At 61.1% G+C, this 15,466-nt stretch carries 13 protein-coding genes, 3 tRNA genes and 1 riboswitch; of the genes, 3 read left to right on the top strand and 13 right to left on the bottom strand.

Annotated features, from left to right (window positions below; all coding sequences use genetic code 11):
* The first annotated feature begins 209 nt into the window (after positions 1 to 209).
* The gene (locus ACIPOO_RS23350) at positions 210 to 536 is read left to right on the top strand and encodes an Arc family DNA-binding protein (RefSeq protein ID WP_093464019.1); all 327 of its coding nucleotides are present in this window, start codon (positions 210 to 212) and stop codon (positions 534 to 536) included.
* A 126-nt stretch (positions 537 to 662) separates the two neighbouring features.
* Here the strand turns inward: ACIPOO_RS23350 and mgtE are convergent, their stop codons facing one another.
* Entirely contained in the window at positions 663 to 2,111 is a 1,449-nt protein-coding gene (mgtE, locus tag ACIPOO_RS23345; RefSeq protein WP_274134539.1) for a magnesium transporter, read from the bottom strand.
* Between the two features lie 327 nt (positions 2,112 to 2,438).
* Between mgtE and ACIPOO_RS23340 the strand changes: the two genes are divergently transcribed.
* Positions 2,439 to 2,930, top strand: coding sequence for a cell envelope protein SmpA (locus ACIPOO_RS23340; protein ID WP_400610140.1), 492 nt, complete (start codon positions 2,439 to 2,441; stop codon positions 2,928 to 2,930).
* A gap of 42 nt (positions 2,931 to 2,972) precedes the next feature.
* Here the strand turns inward: ACIPOO_RS23340 and ACIPOO_RS23335 are convergent.
* From ACIPOO_RS23335 to ltaE, 7 genes are all read right to left on the bottom strand, one after another.
* Positions 2,973 to 3,049, bottom strand: a tRNA-Arg gene (locus ACIPOO_RS23335).
* A gap of 135 nt (positions 3,050 to 3,184) precedes the next feature.
* A tRNA-Arg gene (locus ACIPOO_RS23330) sits at positions 3,185 to 3,261 on the bottom strand.
* Between the two features lie 107 nt (positions 3,262 to 3,368).
* A tRNA-Ser gene (locus ACIPOO_RS23325) sits at positions 3,369 to 3,459 on the bottom strand.
* A 62-nt stretch (positions 3,460 to 3,521) separates the two neighbouring features.
* Positions 3,522 to 3,710 carry a carbon storage regulator CsrA gene (csrA, locus tag ACIPOO_RS23320; protein ID WP_274134538.1) on the bottom strand — a complete coding sequence of 63 codons (189 nt, stop codon included), beginning with the start codon at positions 3,708 to 3,710 and terminating at the stop codon, positions 3,522 to 3,524.
* A 180-nt stretch (positions 3,711 to 3,890) separates the two neighbouring features.
* On the bottom strand, positions 3,891 to 5,123 hold the full coding sequence (locus tag ACIPOO_RS23315; protein WP_274134536.1) for an aspartate kinase: 1,233 nt from the start codon (positions 5,121 to 5,123) through the stop codon (positions 3,891 to 3,893).
* Positions 5,124 to 5,226: 103 nt separating this feature from the next.
* Entirely contained in the window at positions 5,227 to 7,845 is a 2,619-nt protein-coding gene (alaS, locus tag ACIPOO_RS23310; RefSeq protein WP_274134535.1) for an alanine--tRNA ligase, read from the bottom strand.
* Between the two features lie 144 nt (positions 7,846 to 7,989).
* Positions 7,990 to 8,994: a low-specificity L-threonine aldolase gene (ltaE, locus tag ACIPOO_RS23305; RefSeq protein ID WP_400610109.1), complete on the bottom strand. Its 1,005-nt coding sequence runs from the start codon at positions 8,992 to 8,994 to the stop codon at positions 7,990 to 7,992.
* Positions 8,995 to 9,178: 184 nt separating this feature from the next.
* Positions 9,179 to 9,338, top strand: a riboswitch (FMN riboswitch).
* Positions 9,339 to 9,464: 126 nt separating this feature from the next.
* On the opposite strand from ltaE, the gene ACIPOO_RS23300 reads away from it, so the two are divergent.
* Entirely contained in the window at positions 9,465 to 9,959 is a 495-nt protein-coding gene (locus ACIPOO_RS23300; RefSeq protein WP_274134532.1) for a 6,7-dimethyl-8-ribityllumazine synthase, read from the top strand.
* A 137-nt stretch (positions 9,960 to 10,096) separates the two neighbouring features.
* On the opposite strand, the gene astE is transcribed toward ACIPOO_RS23300, so the two are convergent.
* The 5 genes from astE to astA form a co-directional block, all read right to left on the bottom strand.
* Entirely contained in the window at positions 10,097 to 11,104 is a 1,008-nt protein-coding gene (gene astE / locus ACIPOO_RS23295; protein ID WP_274134530.1) for a succinylglutamate desuccinylase, read from the bottom strand.
* A gap of 15 nt (positions 11,105 to 11,119) precedes the next feature.
* Entirely contained in the window at positions 11,120 to 11,410 is a 291-nt protein-coding gene (locus tag ACIPOO_RS23290; protein ID WP_274134528.1) for a topoisomerase II, read from the bottom strand.
* A gap of 46 nt (positions 11,411 to 11,456) precedes the next feature.
* A complete protein-coding gene (gene astB, locus ACIPOO_RS23285; RefSeq protein WP_274134527.1) occupies positions 11,457 to 12,803 on the bottom strand; it encodes an N-succinylarginine dihydrolase in 1,347 nt (448 codons plus the stop codon).
* A 147-nt stretch (positions 12,804 to 12,950) separates the two neighbouring features.
* Positions 12,951 to 14,417 carry a succinylglutamate-semialdehyde dehydrogenase gene (gene astD, locus ACIPOO_RS23280; protein ID WP_400610106.1) on the bottom strand — a complete coding sequence of 489 codons (1,467 nt, stop codon included), beginning with the start codon at positions 14,415 to 14,417 and terminating at the stop codon, positions 12,951 to 12,953.
* Positions 14,418 to 15,443, bottom strand: a complete 1,026-nt coding sequence (astA, locus tag ACIPOO_RS23275; RefSeq protein WP_274134524.1) for an arginine N-succinyltransferase — start codon at positions 15,441 to 15,443, stop codon at positions 14,418 to 14,420. It lies immediately after the preceding gene.
* Positions 15,444 to 15,466: the final 23 nt, after the last annotated feature.

The following is a 15,466-nucleotide window of genomic DNA, read 5'->3' as shown; positions in this document are numbered from 1 at the left end:
AACGCATTTCTGATAATTGGTGCTGGCTAAACGCCTTTATCTAGTTCAATATTGTCACAGATTTGACGCCAAGGATCCGACGTATTGAGGCATGATGGCGGACCTTTATGTTGGCTGGTTGAACATTTCGCCAAAATGACAGTCAGACGATGACATCACGCGGCTGAATGCAGAACCGCCTGCCCCTTTGAACTAAATCGGTTAAATATATGAGCCCTATGAAACAGGCCAATTATTCCAGTCGCACAGCTGACAAGTTCGTTGTCCGCCTCCCGGAAGGCATGCGCGAGCGTATTGCGGAAGTCGCCAAGCAGCATCACCGCAGCATGAACTCGGAAATCATTGCGCGTCTTGAGCAAAGTCTGATTCAGGAAGGCGCACTGGGCGACGAGCCAAGCCTGCGTCTGGACAGCCCGGAGCTGTCTCTGCACGAGCGTGAGCTGCTGCAGCGTTTCCGCCAATTGGCTCATCGTCAGCAAAACGCCTTGGTGTCGTTGATTGCCCACGACACAAGCCTGGCAAACGACGACGAATAAGTCGCCCTTGCTCTCCCGAAAGCCAGCCTGGCGCTGGCTTTTTCATGCCCGTCATAAATGCACTGCACGCTGCCATGAAAAAACAAAAACCGCCTCCCAGGGCGGTTTTTTGTTTGCTTGCGCGGACTAGAGCAGGAACAGCGTGGCCAGCCCCAGAAAGATGAAGAAGCCGCCACTGTCGGTCATTGCAGTGATCATCACACTGGAACCCATGGCCGGGTCGCGCCCCAACCGCGCCAGGGTCATCGGGATCAGCACCCCCATGAACGCCGCCAGCAGCAGGTTCAGCGTCATCGCGGCGGTCATCACCACGCCCAGCGACCAGCTGTGGTACAGCAGGTAGGCCACGACGCCGATCACCCCGCCCCACAACAAGCCATTGACCAGCGCAACGCCCAGCTCCTTGCGCATCAGGCGCGAGGTGTTGCCGTTGCCGGTGCTGACCTGGTCCAGCGCCATGGCGCGAACGATCATGGTGATGGTCTGGTTGCCCGAGTTGCCGCCGATACCGGCCACGATCGGCATCAGGGCCGCGAGCGCCACCAGCTTCTCGATGGAGCCTTCGAACAGGCCGATCACGCGGGATGCGAGGAAGGCCGTGATGAGGTTCACCGCAAGCCAGGACCAGCGGTTGCGCAGCGAACGCCAGACCGAGGCGAAGATGTCTTCCTCTTCCCGCAGACCGGCCATGTTGAGGACTTCGGTCTCGCTCTCTTCGCGAATCAGGTCGACCATTTCATCGATGGTCAGACGGCCGATCAGCTTGCCGTTCTTGTCCACCACCGGCGAAGAAATCAGGTCGTAACGTTCGAACGCCTGGGCGGCCTCGTAGGCGTCGCCATCAGGGTGAAAGCTGACCGGATCGTCGGCCATGACTTCCGACACCTGTTTCTCCGGGTCATTGACCAGAAGGCGCTTGATCGGCAGCACACCCTTGAGCACGCCGTCGTAATCGACCACGAACAGTTTGTCGGTGTGGCTTGGCAGCTCCTTGAGGCGGCGCAGATAACGCAAGACCACTTCCAGGCTGACGTCCTCGCGGATGGTGACCATCTCGAAGTCCATCAGCGCGCCGACCTGTTCCTCATCGTAGGACAGGGCCGAACGCACGCGCTCGCGCTGCTGGGTGTCCAGCGCTTCCATCAATTCATGCACGACGTCGCGAGGCAGTTCAGGCGCAAGGTCGGCCAGTTCGTCAGCGTCCATCTCCTTGGCGGCTGCGAGCAGCTCGTGATCGTCCATGTCGGCGATCAGGGTTTCACGGACGGAGTCGGATACTTCCAGAAGGATGTCGCCGTCGCGCTCGGCCTTGACCAGTTGCCAGACCGTCAGGCGGTCCTCAACAGGCAGGGCTTCAAGAATGTAGGCGACGTCGGCGGAGTGCAGGTCATCGAGCTTGCGCTGCAGCTCGACCAGGTTTTGCCGGTGAACCAGGTTTTCGACGCGATCCTGATGCTGACCTTCCTGGCGATGGGTCAGATCTTCGACGACACGCTGGCGCTGCAGCAGATCGACCACTTGCGCAAGGCGATCCTGCAGGCTTTCCTGCGTCTTTTTTACTTCGATTTCAGTCATAGGCGAACTCCACTCCCAGCAGTGGAACACGCCGGAAGATCAATCAGTCGATTCTTGATTGGTACAGCTTGGATTTAAGTTGCTACTGGGTAAGTCCATGGAGGTATTCCACAAGCCCCGGCGGGGCTGACGGGCGCAATCATACACCGCTTGTCGAGGCTGCATGTTAAAAATTCAACACGGAACAAGCGCTTGCAACGCAATGCTGACCGCGGGATGAGTCTCTCTATCCTGCGACGTCACATCCGGTGAAGAAAACACGCTCGCTCCCGAATAATCATCTGGCTAGGCTGCGCTGACCCCGTCAAGGAGGACGCGCCTGTGCCATTGGACCTTCGAAAAGCCATTATTGCTGCCCTGTTTTTCATTCCCGTGCCTACATGGGCAAACAGCGTGCAGCGCTGCACCGATGAAAGCGGCAATCTCACCTTCACCACCCTGGGCTGTCCGCCCGGCCATGACATGCAGTTGCACCAGGCTTACAACGCCCCACCGGGAACGATAGCACCCAGCCCTGCTCCGCCTGCGCCAGATGCCAAGACTGGCAGCAGCCACGAACTGGTGATCGTCGGCCAGCGGGACGACGGCTGCGGCAACGTGCTGGGTGCTGAACAGCGGCGCAAGGCGATCATCAACTACCAGACACCTGCCGGCATGACCAGACGCGATGTGGAAAGCCTGCTGGGCAGACCGGACAAGGTCGTGAGCCGCAACGGCGAGGTGAAGTATGTATACGAGGAGAAAAAAGGCAAAAGCCGGCAGGTGTCATTCGATGAACACGGCTGCGTGAAGGGCAGGATTCAGAAGCAGGAACGCTAGAAAGACAAAAGGCCCGCATTTTCATGCGGGCCTTCTGATTTATGGTGCACTCGACAGGATTCGAACCTGTGACCGCTCGGTTCGTAGCCGAGTACTCTATCCAGCTGAGCTACGAGTGCAAGTGGCGCTTGTTAAACCAGATCACCACTGGTTACTGCATTTTACTTCTGGAAGTGAGTGGTGCTTCCGAAGACCTGTTGAAGCCAGGCTCTTTCTTAAAGCAGTTATCTGTATCACTACAAACAACGCTTAAATGGTGCACTCGACAGGATTCGAACCTGTGACCGCTCGGTTCGTAGCCGAGTACTCTATCCAGCTGAGCTACGAGTGCATTTGTTGCCGCGCATTATAGGCCGTTGAATCTGCTTGTCAACCACTTTTTCTAGTAAATTCAACAACTTACCGAAGAAGCCAGATTACAACGTACTACGCAAATAATGGCGGAGAACGGGGGATTCGAACCCCCGACACCCTTTTGAGGTGTACTCCCTTAGCAGGGGAGCGCCTTCGGCCACTCGGCCAGCTCTCCGCAACACGGGGCGTATAATAACCACCCTTTTCCCCGTTTGCAAACCAAAAATTCAATAAAAATTAATGGCTTGGTTCCTGGCCCTTCTCTTTCTTGATGCGCTCGTAGATCTCTTCACGGTGAACAGCCACTTCCTTGGGCGCATTGACGCCAATTCGTACCTGATTACCTTTAACGCCGAGCACGGTTACGGTGATCTCACCGTCACCAATAATCAGGCTCTCCGCGCACCGACGGGTCAAAATCAGCATGCCTATCTCCTCAATCTACATTCAGGGACTACAGTCTGCACAACCAAAAGGCATCGTCCGGAACCTGTACCAGCAGCCCGGTCAGCCTTGAGTATTGACTAGCGGCGGAAAAAAAACAGTTTTATCGCGCCGTTCAGAAACACGAAAGGCGCGGTATTCACCGCGCCTTTCGGTCAACGCTCACTCGCCCTGGCGAGGCGCGTCGAGTTCAAAGGCAGTGTGCAGGGCGCGCACGGCCAGCTCCAGGTACTTCTCTTCGATCACCACCGAAACCTTGATTTCGGAGGTGGAGATCATCTGGATGTTGATGCTTTCCTTGGCCAGCGCTTCGAACATGCGGCTGGCAACGCCTGCGTGGGAGCGCATGCCGACGCCAACGATCGAAACCTTGGCGATCTTGGTGTCGCCGATCACTTCACGGGCACCGATTTCGCTGGCGGTCTTGTTCAGCACGGCCAGGGCCTGGTCGTACTCGTTGCGGTGCACGGTGAAGGTGAAGTCGGTGGTGTTATCGTGCGCAACATTTTGCACGATCATGTCGACTTCGATGTTGGCGGCGCTGATCGGGCCGAGGATCTTGAAGGCAACGCCTGGAGTATCCGGGACACCACGAATGGTCAGCTTGGCCTCGTCACGGTTGAAGGCGATGCCAGAAATGATCGGCTGTTCCATGGATTCCTCTTCATCAATGGTAATGAGGGTACCTGGACCCTCCTTGAAGCTGTGCAGCACGCGCAGCGGGACGTTGTACTTGCCGGCGAATTCCACCGAACGGATCTGCAGGACCTTGGAACCGAGACTGGCCATTTCCAGCATCTCTTCGAAGGTGATCTTCTCCAGGCGCTGTGCTTGTGGCACTACGCGCGGGTCAGTGGTGTACACGCCATCGACGTCGGTGTAGATCTGGCACTCGTCGGCCTTGAGGGCCGCCGCCAGGGCAACGCCCGTGGTGTCGGAACCGCCACGACCCAGGGTCGTGATGTTGCCGCTCTCGTCGACGCCCTGGAAGCCGGCGACGACAACCACGCGACCTTCCTTGAGGTCAGCGCGAATTTTCTGATCGTCGATCTGCAGGATACGCGCCTTGTTGTGCGCGTTGTCGGTCAGGATGCGCACCTGGTTGCCGGTGTAGGACACCGCAGGCACGCCACGCTTGATCAGCGCCATGGCCAGCAAGGCGATGGTCACCTGCTCGCCGGTGGAAACGATCACGTCCAGCTCGCGCGGGACCGGTTGATCGCTGATCTGCTTGGCCAGGTCGATCAGGCGATTGGTTTCGCCGCTCATGGCCGACAGCACGACCACCAGATCATCACCCGCCTCGCGGAATTTCTTGATCTTGTCGGCCACCTGCTCGATGCGCTCTACCGAGCCCACGGAGGTGCCGCCAAATTTCTGTACGATTAAAGCCATCTCAAAGCCGCCTCAGCCCGTGAAGGGCGCCCGTTAAACATTCAAACCACCAAGCGCTGCGACCTGCCGGCAGGCAGGCCGCAGTGGGTCGACCAAGGGTTTGTTACAGTCCCTGATCGGCGAACGGAACCGCCAGCGCGAGCGCTGCGTCCAGGCCTGCGGCATCGACACCGCCGCCTTGCGCCATATCAGGACGACCACCGCCTTTACCGCCAACGGCAGCAGCCGCTTGCTTCATCAAATCACCGGCTTTGAGTTGGCCAGTCAGGTCCTTGGTGACGCCAGCCACCAACACGACCTTTTCCTCATGCACACCGCCGAGCAGGATCACTGCGCGGCCGAGTTTGTTCTTCAACTGGTCAACCAGGGCCAGCAGCGCCTTGCCATCCTGACCGTCGAGACGGGCAGCGAGGACCTTGGCGCCCTTGACGTCCACCGCAGCGGCAGACAGATCGTCGCCCGCAGCGCTGGCCGCCTTGGCCTGCAGTTGTTCCAGTTGTTTTTCCAGCAAGCGATTGCGTTCCAGGACAGCCGACAGCTTGTCCAGCAGGTTGTCGCGGTTGCCTTTGACCAGGCTCGCGGCTTCCTTCAGTTGTTCTTCGGCACCGTTCAGGTACGCCAGCGCCACGGCGCCGGTGACCGCTTCGATACGACGCACGCCGGCAGCGACGCCGCCTTCGCTGACGATCTTGAACAGCGCGATGTCGCCAGTGCGGTTGGCGTGAATCCCGCCGCACAGCTCGACGGAGAAATCACCGCCCATGCTCAGTACGCGAACGCTGTCGCCGTACTTCTCGCCAAACAGCGCCATGGCGCCTTTCTTCTTGGCGGTGTCGATGTCGGTTTCTTCGGTTTCGACCGCAGTGTTCTTGCGCACTTCGGCGTTGACGATGTCTTCCAGGGCCTTGATCTGCTCGGGCTTGATCGCCTCGAAGTGGCTGAAGTCAAAGCGCAGGCGCTGACTGTCGACCAACGAGCCTTTCTGTTGGACGTGATCGCCCAGGACCTGACGCAATGCCGCGTGCAGCAGGTGGGTGGCCGAGTGGTTCAGGGACGTGGCCTGACGCACATCAGCAGCGACCTCAGTCTGCAGTGCAGCGCCTACCGACAGGCTGCCGGACACCTGCACGCCGTGGTGCAGGAACGCGCCGCCGGTCTTGGTGGTGTCGCGCACGTCGAAACGCGCAGCGCCAGCCTGGAGGAAACCGCAGTCGCCAATCTGGCCACCGGATTCTGCGTAGAACGGCGTGCGATCGAGGATCACCACGCCCTCCTCGCCTTCGTTCAGTTGCTGGACCGACTCGCCATCCTTATAGATAGCCACGACCCTGGCGTCACCGTTGGTGGCCTTGTAACCGGTGAACTCGGTGGCCACGTCAACCTTGACCAGGCTGTTGTAGTCCATACCGAAGGCGCTGGCGGAGCGGGCGCGCTCACGCTGGGCGTCCATCTCGCGCTCGAAGCCTTCCTCATCGAGGGTCAGGTTGCGTTCGCGGGCGATGTCGCCGGTCAGGTCCATCGGGAAGCCATAGGTGTCGTACAGCTTGAACACCACTTCGCCCGGCACCACGGTGCCCTTGAGCTCGGCCAGGTCCTGCTCGAGGATTTTCAGGCCCTGCTCCAGGGTCTTGGCGAACTGCTCTTCTTCAGCCTTGAGTACGCGCTCGATGTGCGCCTGCTGGGAAGTGAGTTCCGGGAAGGCTTCGCCCATCTCGGCAACCAGCGCCGCGACGATCTGGTAGAAGAAGCTGCCCTTGGCACCCAGCTTGTTACCGTGACGGCAAGCGCGACGGATGATGCGACGCAGTACGTAGCCACGGCCTTCGTTGGATGGCAGCACGCCATCGGCAATCAGGAAGCCGCAGGAACGGATGTGGTCGGCCACGACTTTCAGCGAAGGCTGGGCGTCATTGGTGCAACCGATGGCCTTGGCGGCAGCGGCCAGCAGGCTCTGGAACAGGTCGATCTCATAGTTCGAGTGCACGTGCTGCAGCACGGCGCTGATCCGCTCAAGGCCCATGCCGGTGTCGACCGACGGCGCTGGCAGCGGGTGCAGCACGCCGTCGGCGGTGCGGTTGAACTGCATGAAGACGTTGTTCCAGATCTCGATGTAACGGTCGCCGTCCTCTTCGGGCGAGCCCGGCGGCCCACCCCAGATGTCGGCGCCGTGATCGTAGAAGATCTCGGTGCAAGGACCGCACGGGCCGGTATCGCCCATGGTCCAGAAGTTGTCGGAAGCGTACGGCGCGCCCTTGTTGTCGCCGATACGGACCATGCGCTCGGCCGGTACGCCGATTTCCCTGGTCCAGATGTCGTAGGCTTCGTCGTCGGTGGCGTAGACGGTGACCCAGAGCTTGTCTTTCGGCAGTTTCAGGACGCCGGTCAGGAAGGTCCAGGCGAAGGTGATCGCATCGCGCTTGAAGTAGTCACCGAAGCTGAAGTTGCCCAGCATTTCGAAGAAGGTGTGGTGACGCGCGGTGTACCCGACGTTTTCCAGGTCGTTGTGCTTGCCGCCGGCGCGCACGCACTTCTGGCTGCTGACGGCACGGGTGTAGGCTCGTTTTTCCTGGCCCAGGAAGCAGTCCTTGAACTGGTTCATGCCTGCGTTGGTGAACAGCAGGGTCGGGTCGTTGCCCGGAATCAAGGAGCTGGAGGCTACACGGGTGTGGCCCTGCTCTTCGAAGAAGCTCAGGAAGGCTTCACGGATTTCTGCGCTTTTCATAGGTTCTTCCACGGGAACTGCGGCCAGAGGCAAATGCATAACGTCATTCGACGTAGCGACGGCAAAGGGCCGCATTATATAGGCGTTGCTTCCACGGTACAGCGTCTTTGTACGATAGAAGCAACCAATTGGATTATCGGTCGATTATTGCGCGCCGAATTCGGCAAATGCTGCAACCACCTGCTCCATTTGCGCGCCAGACACGTCCAGGTGCGTGACCATGCGCAGCCGCGACGCCGCGCTCAGGACGATGCCGCGCTCGGCGCAAAACGCCTTGAGCTGGTCGGCCCGCTCACCGATCTGCACATACACCATGTTGGTCTGAACCGGCTCGACGGTGAAGCCCAGCTCCGACAGAGCCTTGCCCAGGAACGCGGCATTGGCGTGATCGTCTGCCAGGCGCTGGACCTGATGCTCCAGCGCATACAGCCCCGCCGCCGCGATCAGACCGGCCTGGCGCATGCCACCGCCGACCATCTTGCGCAAACGGCGAGCCTTTGCGATGAACTCACTGGAACCGCACAGCACCGAGCCGATGGGTGCGCCCAGGCCTTTGGAGAGGCAAACCGATACCGAATCGAAATGCCGGGTGATCTCGCGGGCATCCACGCCCAGCTTGACCGAGGCGTTGTACAGGCGCGCGCCGTCAAGATGCAGGCTCAGGCCCTTTTCAGTGGTCAGTTTGCGCGCTGCGGCCAGGTAGTCCAGCGACAGGACCTTGCCCTGCATGGTGTTTTCCAGCGCCAGCAAGCGGGTCCGGGCGAAATGGAAGTCATCGGCCTTGATGGCCGCGACCACCTGATTCAGGTCCAGGGAACCATCAGGCTGGTTATCCAGCGGCTGGGGCTGAATCGAACCCAGCACTGCCGCGCCACCGCCTTCGTATTTATAGGTGTGGGCCTGCTGGCCCACAATGTATTCCTCGCCGCGCTCGCAGTGGGCCATCAGGCCCAGCAGGTTGCTCATGGTGCCGGTGGGAACGAACAGCGCCGCTGCGAAACCCAGACGCTGCGCCAGCCAGGATTCCAGCTGGTTGACCGTCGGGTCTTCGCCATACACGTCATCGCCCAGGGGCGCGCTGGCCATGGCCTCGCGCATGCCGGCGGTGGGCTGGGTCACTGTGTCGCTGCGCAGATCGATTACCGTCACGATGAAGCTCCCTGAAAAGTGTGTCGAACCTCAGTTCTGAGGCCTGGACCCTTGATAATCAAGTCTTCGCGCGGCAAAGCCAAGGCCTGCTTATAAGAAAACCTGATGAAAACCATCCAAAAGGCTCCATGCACATTCTGAAAATCTGTGTTACAAACTGCACGCCGACGAAATATGCCGTCGGCAACGTTCTCAGGGCGGGGTGCGATTCCCCACCGGCGGTAATGGCGCGCAAAGCACCTAGCCCGCGAGCGCTCGGTCGGGGTTTCGGTCCTGAACGAGGTCAGCAGACCCGGTTTGATCCCGGGGCCGACGGTCATAGTCCGGATGAAGAGAGAACGGGATTGGCACCACAGGATCGTCTCGCAGCCGGGTCAAGGGCATTTTTTTGCCGGGCCGCTTGCGACCGTACCCTGGCATCCCCTTCGATCCAAACGCCCTGTTTTTTAATTAAACAGGAGTCAGAACAGATGCAACCCACCGCAATTCACGCTCACGAGCGCATCGCTTTCATTCAAGCTTGCTGGCACAAAGATATCGTCGATCAGGCGCGCAAGGGCTTCGTCGCCGAGATGGCCAACCATGGCTATGCCGAATCCGACATCGATTTCTATGAAGTGGGCGGCGCCTTCGAAATCCCGCTGCACGCCAAGCTGCTGGCCAAGACCGGTCAATACGCCGGCGTCGTGGCCGCGGGCCTGGTGGTTGACGGCGGCATCTACCGCCACGAGTTCGTCGCGCAGTCAGTCATCAGCGCGCTGATGCAGGTCCAGCTGGAAACCGAAGTGCCGGTGTTCTCGGTGGTCCTGACCCCGCACCACTTCCACGGCGGCGAAGAGCATCACAACTACTTCTTCAACCACTTCGTGCACAAGGGCCAGGAAGCGGCGAAGACTTGCGCAGATACGCTGACCAAGCTGCGTGCGGTGCGGCGTCTGGGTGAGTCGCAGAAGGCTGTGGGCTGATTCACGCAAGCCCGGAATCGCCATTGTAGGAGCGCGCTTGCCCGCGATAGCGGTGTGTCAGCCAGGTATTCGTGATTGACACACCGCAGTCGTCCGAATGCGGCCCAGACCAAGCGCGCTCCTACGAGCCGGGTCAGCTACCCCAACTGCTCATCCGTAGTCGGCACGATGAGAATCCCGGCACGCAGGCCGTTCTTGACCTTCGGGTTGGGGAAGATGATGCGGGCGCCCTCCTCCTCTACCACCCAGCGTGAATCGGCCAGGTCCTCGGCCAGCACGAACCCCTTGTCCAGCCTGGTGAAGTTCTCGATGTCCGCCGGAAGGTGCAGGCGGAAGGCGTCGCTGTGCTTGATGATCTCTCGCGCCACGCTGAACAGCTTCAACCCGTCGATCTGATCGCCCACCAGTGGCTCGGTGCCGCGAATCAGGTGTTCAAGGCAGAGCTTCAACGGCGTCAGGTTCACGCTCTGGTTCTGCCCGAACGGCCGCGCCTTGCCCAGCTCCAGCGTAAAGGCTTCTGCATCGAGCTTCTCGTAGGTGTAGGCGCTGAACACGATGGACGGCTTGTTCTGCAACAGCACGGCCTCCATCCCGGCGCGGTGCAGGCGGATCAGCTCGCGGCGCGAATGCTGGCGCCCCTCTTTCCAGGGGTAGAGCGCGAACTGTTCGATCTTCGAGCCGCGAATGGCCGTGTGCAGGTCGTAGTGCAGGCGGTAGCGGTCCGGCACGCTGAAGAAACTCGCAGCCAGGCGCTCCAGCTCACAGGCACGCATGGCCTCGGCGCCGCTGCCTTGTTCATGACGGCCATTGAACAGCCGGTTGATGTCGTGCTCGACATAACGCTCGCCGCGACGCATCGCCTCGGGGTTGCCGAACAGGAACAGAATACGCGCCCGAGGCTTGAGTTCGCCTCGGGCAATGGCATGAATCAGCTCGTCGAGCAGCTCGATCGGCGCGGTTTCATTGCCATGGATACCCGCGGACAACAGCAGGTCGGTGCCATTGTCCTTGGCCTCTGGAGGGCGCACTTCCAGCGCCCCCTCGGCCAGCCAGCGCATACGCACGCCTTCGACGGTCAGTTGAGTCTTTTCTGCGGGTTCACGACCCGCCAGGGTCAGTTCAAGCAGTTTGCCGAGGGCGAGCATAAGGCCGATTACCTCTTAGTGATTGCAATCAGGGCCGTGGACGTGACCGTCTTCTTCATCTTCGCCGACGTCGGCCGCTTCCATTTCCAGCTGCAGGCTGACCAGGTTGGTGGCCATCGGGCGCAACAGCAGGTTGGCGTATTCGGTATCGCCTTCCTCGACGTCCACGCCGATCAGCAACTGACCGCGGCCATCCTGCTGAATCCACACCTCTTTGCCCTGCCAGATCACGGCAAAACGGGTGCAGGAGGTTTCCAGCTGGGTGCCATCGGTGTCTTCAAGGATCAAACGCAGCGCGTCGGTCATGCAGAAATTCTCTCTATAAGGCAGGAGCAGCGACGCCCCTGGTGCATCAATTGATTTGGAAAGGATAGACCGCGCCCAGCTTAAGGTGCTGAGTCAGTTCATCCAGCGCCGTACGACATTCGGTCAGCAACTGCGGATCGGCCAGATCGCTTTCGCTCAGGCGGTCACGGTAATGCTTGTCGACCCACTGCGTGAGGGTGTCATACAACGGCGCGGTCATGATAACCCCTGGGTTGACCGCTGCCAGTTCAGTTTCGTTGAGCGCCACGCGCAAACGCAGGCACGCCGGGCCGCCGCCGTTCTGCATGCTTTGCTTGAGGTCGAAGACCTTCACCTCGCGGATCGGGCTCTCGTCAGCGATCAGACGTTGCAGGTAATTCCACACCCGCTCGTTGCTGCGGCACTCTTCCGGCACGATCAGCAGCATCGAACCGTCTGCGCGAGACAGCAACTGGCTGTTGAACAGGTACGAGCGCACCGCATCATCGACCGCCACTTCGGTGCGCGGCACGCAGATCGCCTGGAAGCGGCCGCCGCGACGATTCAGCTTGTCGTGCAGCTCGCTGAGCATGTGCTCGGTATTGAGGAAGGCGTCCTCGTGATAGAACAGCACCTCGCCATTGCCCACGGCGATCACGTCGTTGTGAAACACGCCCTGATCGATCACGGCCGGGTTCTGCTGGGCAAAGACCACGCCCTCATCGCTCAGGCCGTGCAGGCGGGCGACGGCTTGCGAGGCTTCCAGAGTCTGGCGCGCCGGGTATTTCTGCGGCGCCGGGAAACGGGTGTCGAAGGCCGCGCGACCGAACACGAAAAACTCCACCCCTGCCTCGCCGTAACTGCGGCAGAAGCGCGTGTGGTTGGCCGCGCCTTCATCGCCGAACTGGGCGACGGCAGGCAGGGCGGCGTGGTGGGCGAAATGCTGCTGGTCGGCGAACATGGCGCCCAGTACGCGACTGGTGGTCGGGTGCTCGATGCTGCGGTGGTATTTGCAGTTCAGGTTGGCGGCGGTGAAATGCACGCGGCCGTCGGCGGTGTCGGCGCTGGGGCTGACAGTGGCGGCGTTGGCCACCCACATGCTCGACGCCGAGCAACTGGCGACCAGCAACGGCATGGATTCTTTTGCAGCGCGCTCGATGACCTGGGCGTCAGTGCCACCGAAGCCCAGCTTGCGCAGGCCGGCGATGTCCGGACGCTCCTGCGGCGCCAGCACGCCCTGGGTGAAGCCCATTTCCATCAGCGCTTTCATCTTCGCCAGGCCCTGCAACGCCGCTTCCCGCGGGTTCGAGGACTGCTGGCAATTGCTCTGGGACGCGACGTTGCCGTAGGACAATCCGCCGTAGTTATGGGTTGGCCCCACTAGACCGTCAAAGTTGACTTCACAGGATTTCATCGGTGAGGCTCCGTGGATCTGTTTTTATATGCACATTCTTCATGCGCTGCACACCTGTAGGAGCGCGCTTGCCCGCGACGGCTCTCTGTCCGCAAACGAGGTGTCGACTGACACTACGCGGTCGCGGGCAAGCGCGCTCCTACAGTCTTATTTCAGGGTGATGCCGGGGGTCAGGCTTGCTGGCAGCGCCAGCGTCCCGCTCTCCAGCGACGCCACCGGGTACGCGCAATAATCCGCGGCGTAATACGCACTGGCGCGATGGTTGCCCGAAGCGCCGACGCCGCCGAACGGTGCGGTACTCGCAGCGCCGGTCAATTGCTTGTTCCAGTTGACGATGCCCGCCCGGCTTTGCAGCCAGAACTGTTGATAGCGTTCCTGCGAATCCGACAGCAGGCCGGCCGCCAGCCCGTACTGGGTGTTGTTGGCTTCGTCGATGGCCGCAGCAAAATCCGCATAGCGAATCACTTGCAGCAAGGGGCCGAACAGTTCCTCGTCGGGACGCTCGGCTACGTCACTCACGTCCAGGATACCCGGCGTCAGCAAGGCCGCATTGCTGTCGGGCTGGGCCATTTCCAGCAGCGCCACGGCGCCATTGGCCAGCAGGTGCTCCTGGGCTTCGAGCAGCGCCTGGGCGGCACGCAGGGAAATCACCGAGCCCATGAACGGCGCCGGCTGCTGATCGAACGCACCGACCTGAATGGTCGACGTCACCTCAACCAGCCGCGCCATGAACGCATCGCCCCACGCACCTTGCGGCACCAACAGGCGGCGAGCGCAGGTGCAGCGCTGGCCTGCGGAAATGAACGCGGATTGAATCACGGTGTAGACCGCCGCATCGACATCCGCGACCTGATCCACCACCAGCGGGTTGTTGCCGCCCATTTCCAGGGCAAGAATCTTGTCCGGCCGCCCGGCGAATTGCTGATGCAGCGAGTTGCCGGTGCGGCTTGAGCCGGTGAAGAACAGGCCGTCGATACCGACGTTGGCCGCCAGCGCGATACCGGTTTCCCGAGCGCCCTGCACCAGGTTCAGCACACCGGACGGCAGACCGGCTTCGAACCAGCATTGCACCGTCAGCTCGGCGACTTTCGGTGTCAGCTCGCTGGGCTTGAACACCACCGCGTTACCGGCCAGCAGCGCCGGGACGATGTGCCCGTTAGGCAGGTGCCCCGGAAAGTTGTACGGGCCGAATACCGCGACTACGCCGTGAGGCTTGTGGCGCAACACGGCGTTGGCGTCGCCCAGCGGGCCGCTCTTCTCGCCGGTGCGCTCGCGATAACTCTGAATCGAGATCGCGACCTTGTTGACCATGCTGGTCACTTCCGTCGCCGATTCCCACAGCGGTTTACCGGTTTCCTCACCGATGCAACGGGCGATTTCATCGGCGCGGCTCTTCAGCGCGGCGGCAAAGGCTTCCAGCACCACGATGCGCTCTTCCAGCGTGCGAGTCGCCCAGGCCGGGAACGCCTGACGTGCAGCGCTGACCGCCGCCTCGACCTGCGCCGTGCTGGCACCCTGGCCTTTCCAGATCACCTGCTGGGTGACCGGGTTCAGCGATTCAAAAGCCTCGCCCTGCCCGGCCTGCCACTGGCCTGCGATATACAAAGTCGTCATTTACACACCCTCCCGAGCCGGCGACAGAGGCACCGCGCGCACCTGATCGCCCGCCGTCAGACGCAGGCGCTTGGCGGTTTTCGGATCGACCACCAGCGTGCCCGCTGCGAAACGCGCAGGGGCGGCAGTCACGCGGCAATCTTCGCGCTTGCGGTTGTGGATAAGAAACGGTGTCGCGTCATCGCCCGGCGTGCCCACCGCCAGCACCAGCGCCTGGCTGTCGCGCACGGCGCGGATCTTGCCGGTTTCACATTCGATTGCAGGGCCTGCGTCGAAGATGTCGACGTAGCCCTGATAGCTGAAGCCTTCGGCCTTGAGCATGGTCAGCGCAGGTTCCGTGCTGGTGTGCACGCGACCGATCACGTCCCGCGCCGCCTGGGACAGGAAGCAGCTGTACAGCGGGAACTTGGGCATCAACTCGGCGATGAACGCACGGTTGCCGACACCGGTAAGGTAATCGGCCTGGCTGAACTCCATCTTGAAGAAGTGCCGGCCCAGGCTTTCCCAGAACGGCGAATGGCCCTGCTCGTCGGACATGCCGCGCATTTCGGCGATGATCTTCGCGCCGAACAGCTCGGGGAATTCGGCGATGAACAGCATCCGCGCCTTCGACAGCAGGCGACCGTTGAGGCCGTTGCGGAAATCGGCGTGCAGGAACAGCGAGCACAGCTCGGAGTTGCCGGTCAGGTCGTTGGCCAGGAACAGCGTCGGGATCTCGCGATAGATGTTCAACTCTTGCGAGGCGCTGACCGTCAGGCCCACCCGGTAGTTGTACCAGGGCTCGCGCAGACCGACCGCGCCGGCGATGGCCGAGATACCGACCACGCGGCCGTCGTCGTCTTCAAGGACGAACAGGTAGTCGGTGTCGCCCCGCTCGGCTTCGCCACGGAAGGTTTTTTCGGCCCAACCGACCCGGTGCGCCAGACGCTCTTCATTGGCCGGAAGCGTAGTCAGGCCTGCGCCTGTGCTGCGCGCCAAATCGATCAGCGCCGGTAGGTCACTGCTGCGTACGGGACGAACGATCATGCTTTCTCCTCAGGCCGGCTCCT

It is taken from the genome of Pseudomonas sp. NPDC090201, from assembly GCF_044746825.1.
Classification (GTDB): domain Bacteria; phylum Pseudomonadota; class Gammaproteobacteria; order Pseudomonadales; family Pseudomonadaceae; genus Aquipseudomonas; species Aquipseudomonas putida_AD.
Note: the sequence above shows the minus strand (reverse complement) of the source record. Positions and strands in the feature narration are given on the sequence as shown.

What these genes read in the sequence shown, in the direction of transcription:
- ACIPOO_RS23350 (WP_093464019.1), top strand. Translation starts at nt 210, where the DNA reads ATGAGCCCTATGAAACAGGCCAATTATTCCAGTCGCACAGCTGACAAG.
- mgtE (WP_274134539.1), bottom strand. Translation starts at nt 2,111, where the DNA reads ATGACTGAAATCGAAGTAAAAAAGACGCAGGAAAGCCTGCAGGATCGC.
- csrA (WP_274134538.1), bottom strand. Translation starts at nt 3,710, where the DNA reads ATGCTGATTTTGACCCGTCGGTGCGCGGAGAGCCTGATTATTGGTGAC.
- ACIPOO_RS23315 (WP_274134536.1), bottom strand. Translation starts at nt 5,123, where the DNA reads ATGGCTTTAATCGTACAGAAATTTGGCGGCACCTCCGTGGGCTCGGTA.
- alaS (WP_274134535.1), bottom strand. Translation starts at nt 7,845, where the DNA reads ATGAAAAGCGCAGAAATCCGTGAAGCCTTCCTGAGCTTCTTCGAAGAG.
- ACIPOO_RS23300 (WP_274134532.1), top strand. Translation starts at nt 9,465, where the DNA reads ATGCAACCCACCGCAATTCACGCTCACGAGCGCATCGCTTTCATTCAA.
- astE (WP_274134530.1), bottom strand. Translation starts at nt 11,104, where the DNA reads ATGCTCGCCCTCGGCAAACTGCTTGAACTGACCCTGGCGGGTCGTGAA.
- ACIPOO_RS23290 (WP_274134528.1), bottom strand. Translation starts at nt 11,410, where the DNA reads ATGACCGACGCGCTGCGTTTGATCCTTGAAGACACCGATGGCACCCAG.
- astB (WP_274134527.1), bottom strand. Translation starts at nt 12,803, where the DNA reads ATGAAATCCTGTGAAGTCAACTTTGACGGTCTAGTGGGGCCAACCCAT.
- astD (WP_400610106.1), bottom strand. Translation starts at nt 14,417, where the DNA reads ATGACGACTTTGTATATCGCAGGCCAGTGGCAGGCCGGGCAGGGCGAG.
- astA (WP_274134524.1), bottom strand. Translation starts at nt 15,443, where the DNA reads ATGATCGTTCGTCCCGTACGCAGCAGTGACCTACCGGCGCTGATCGAT.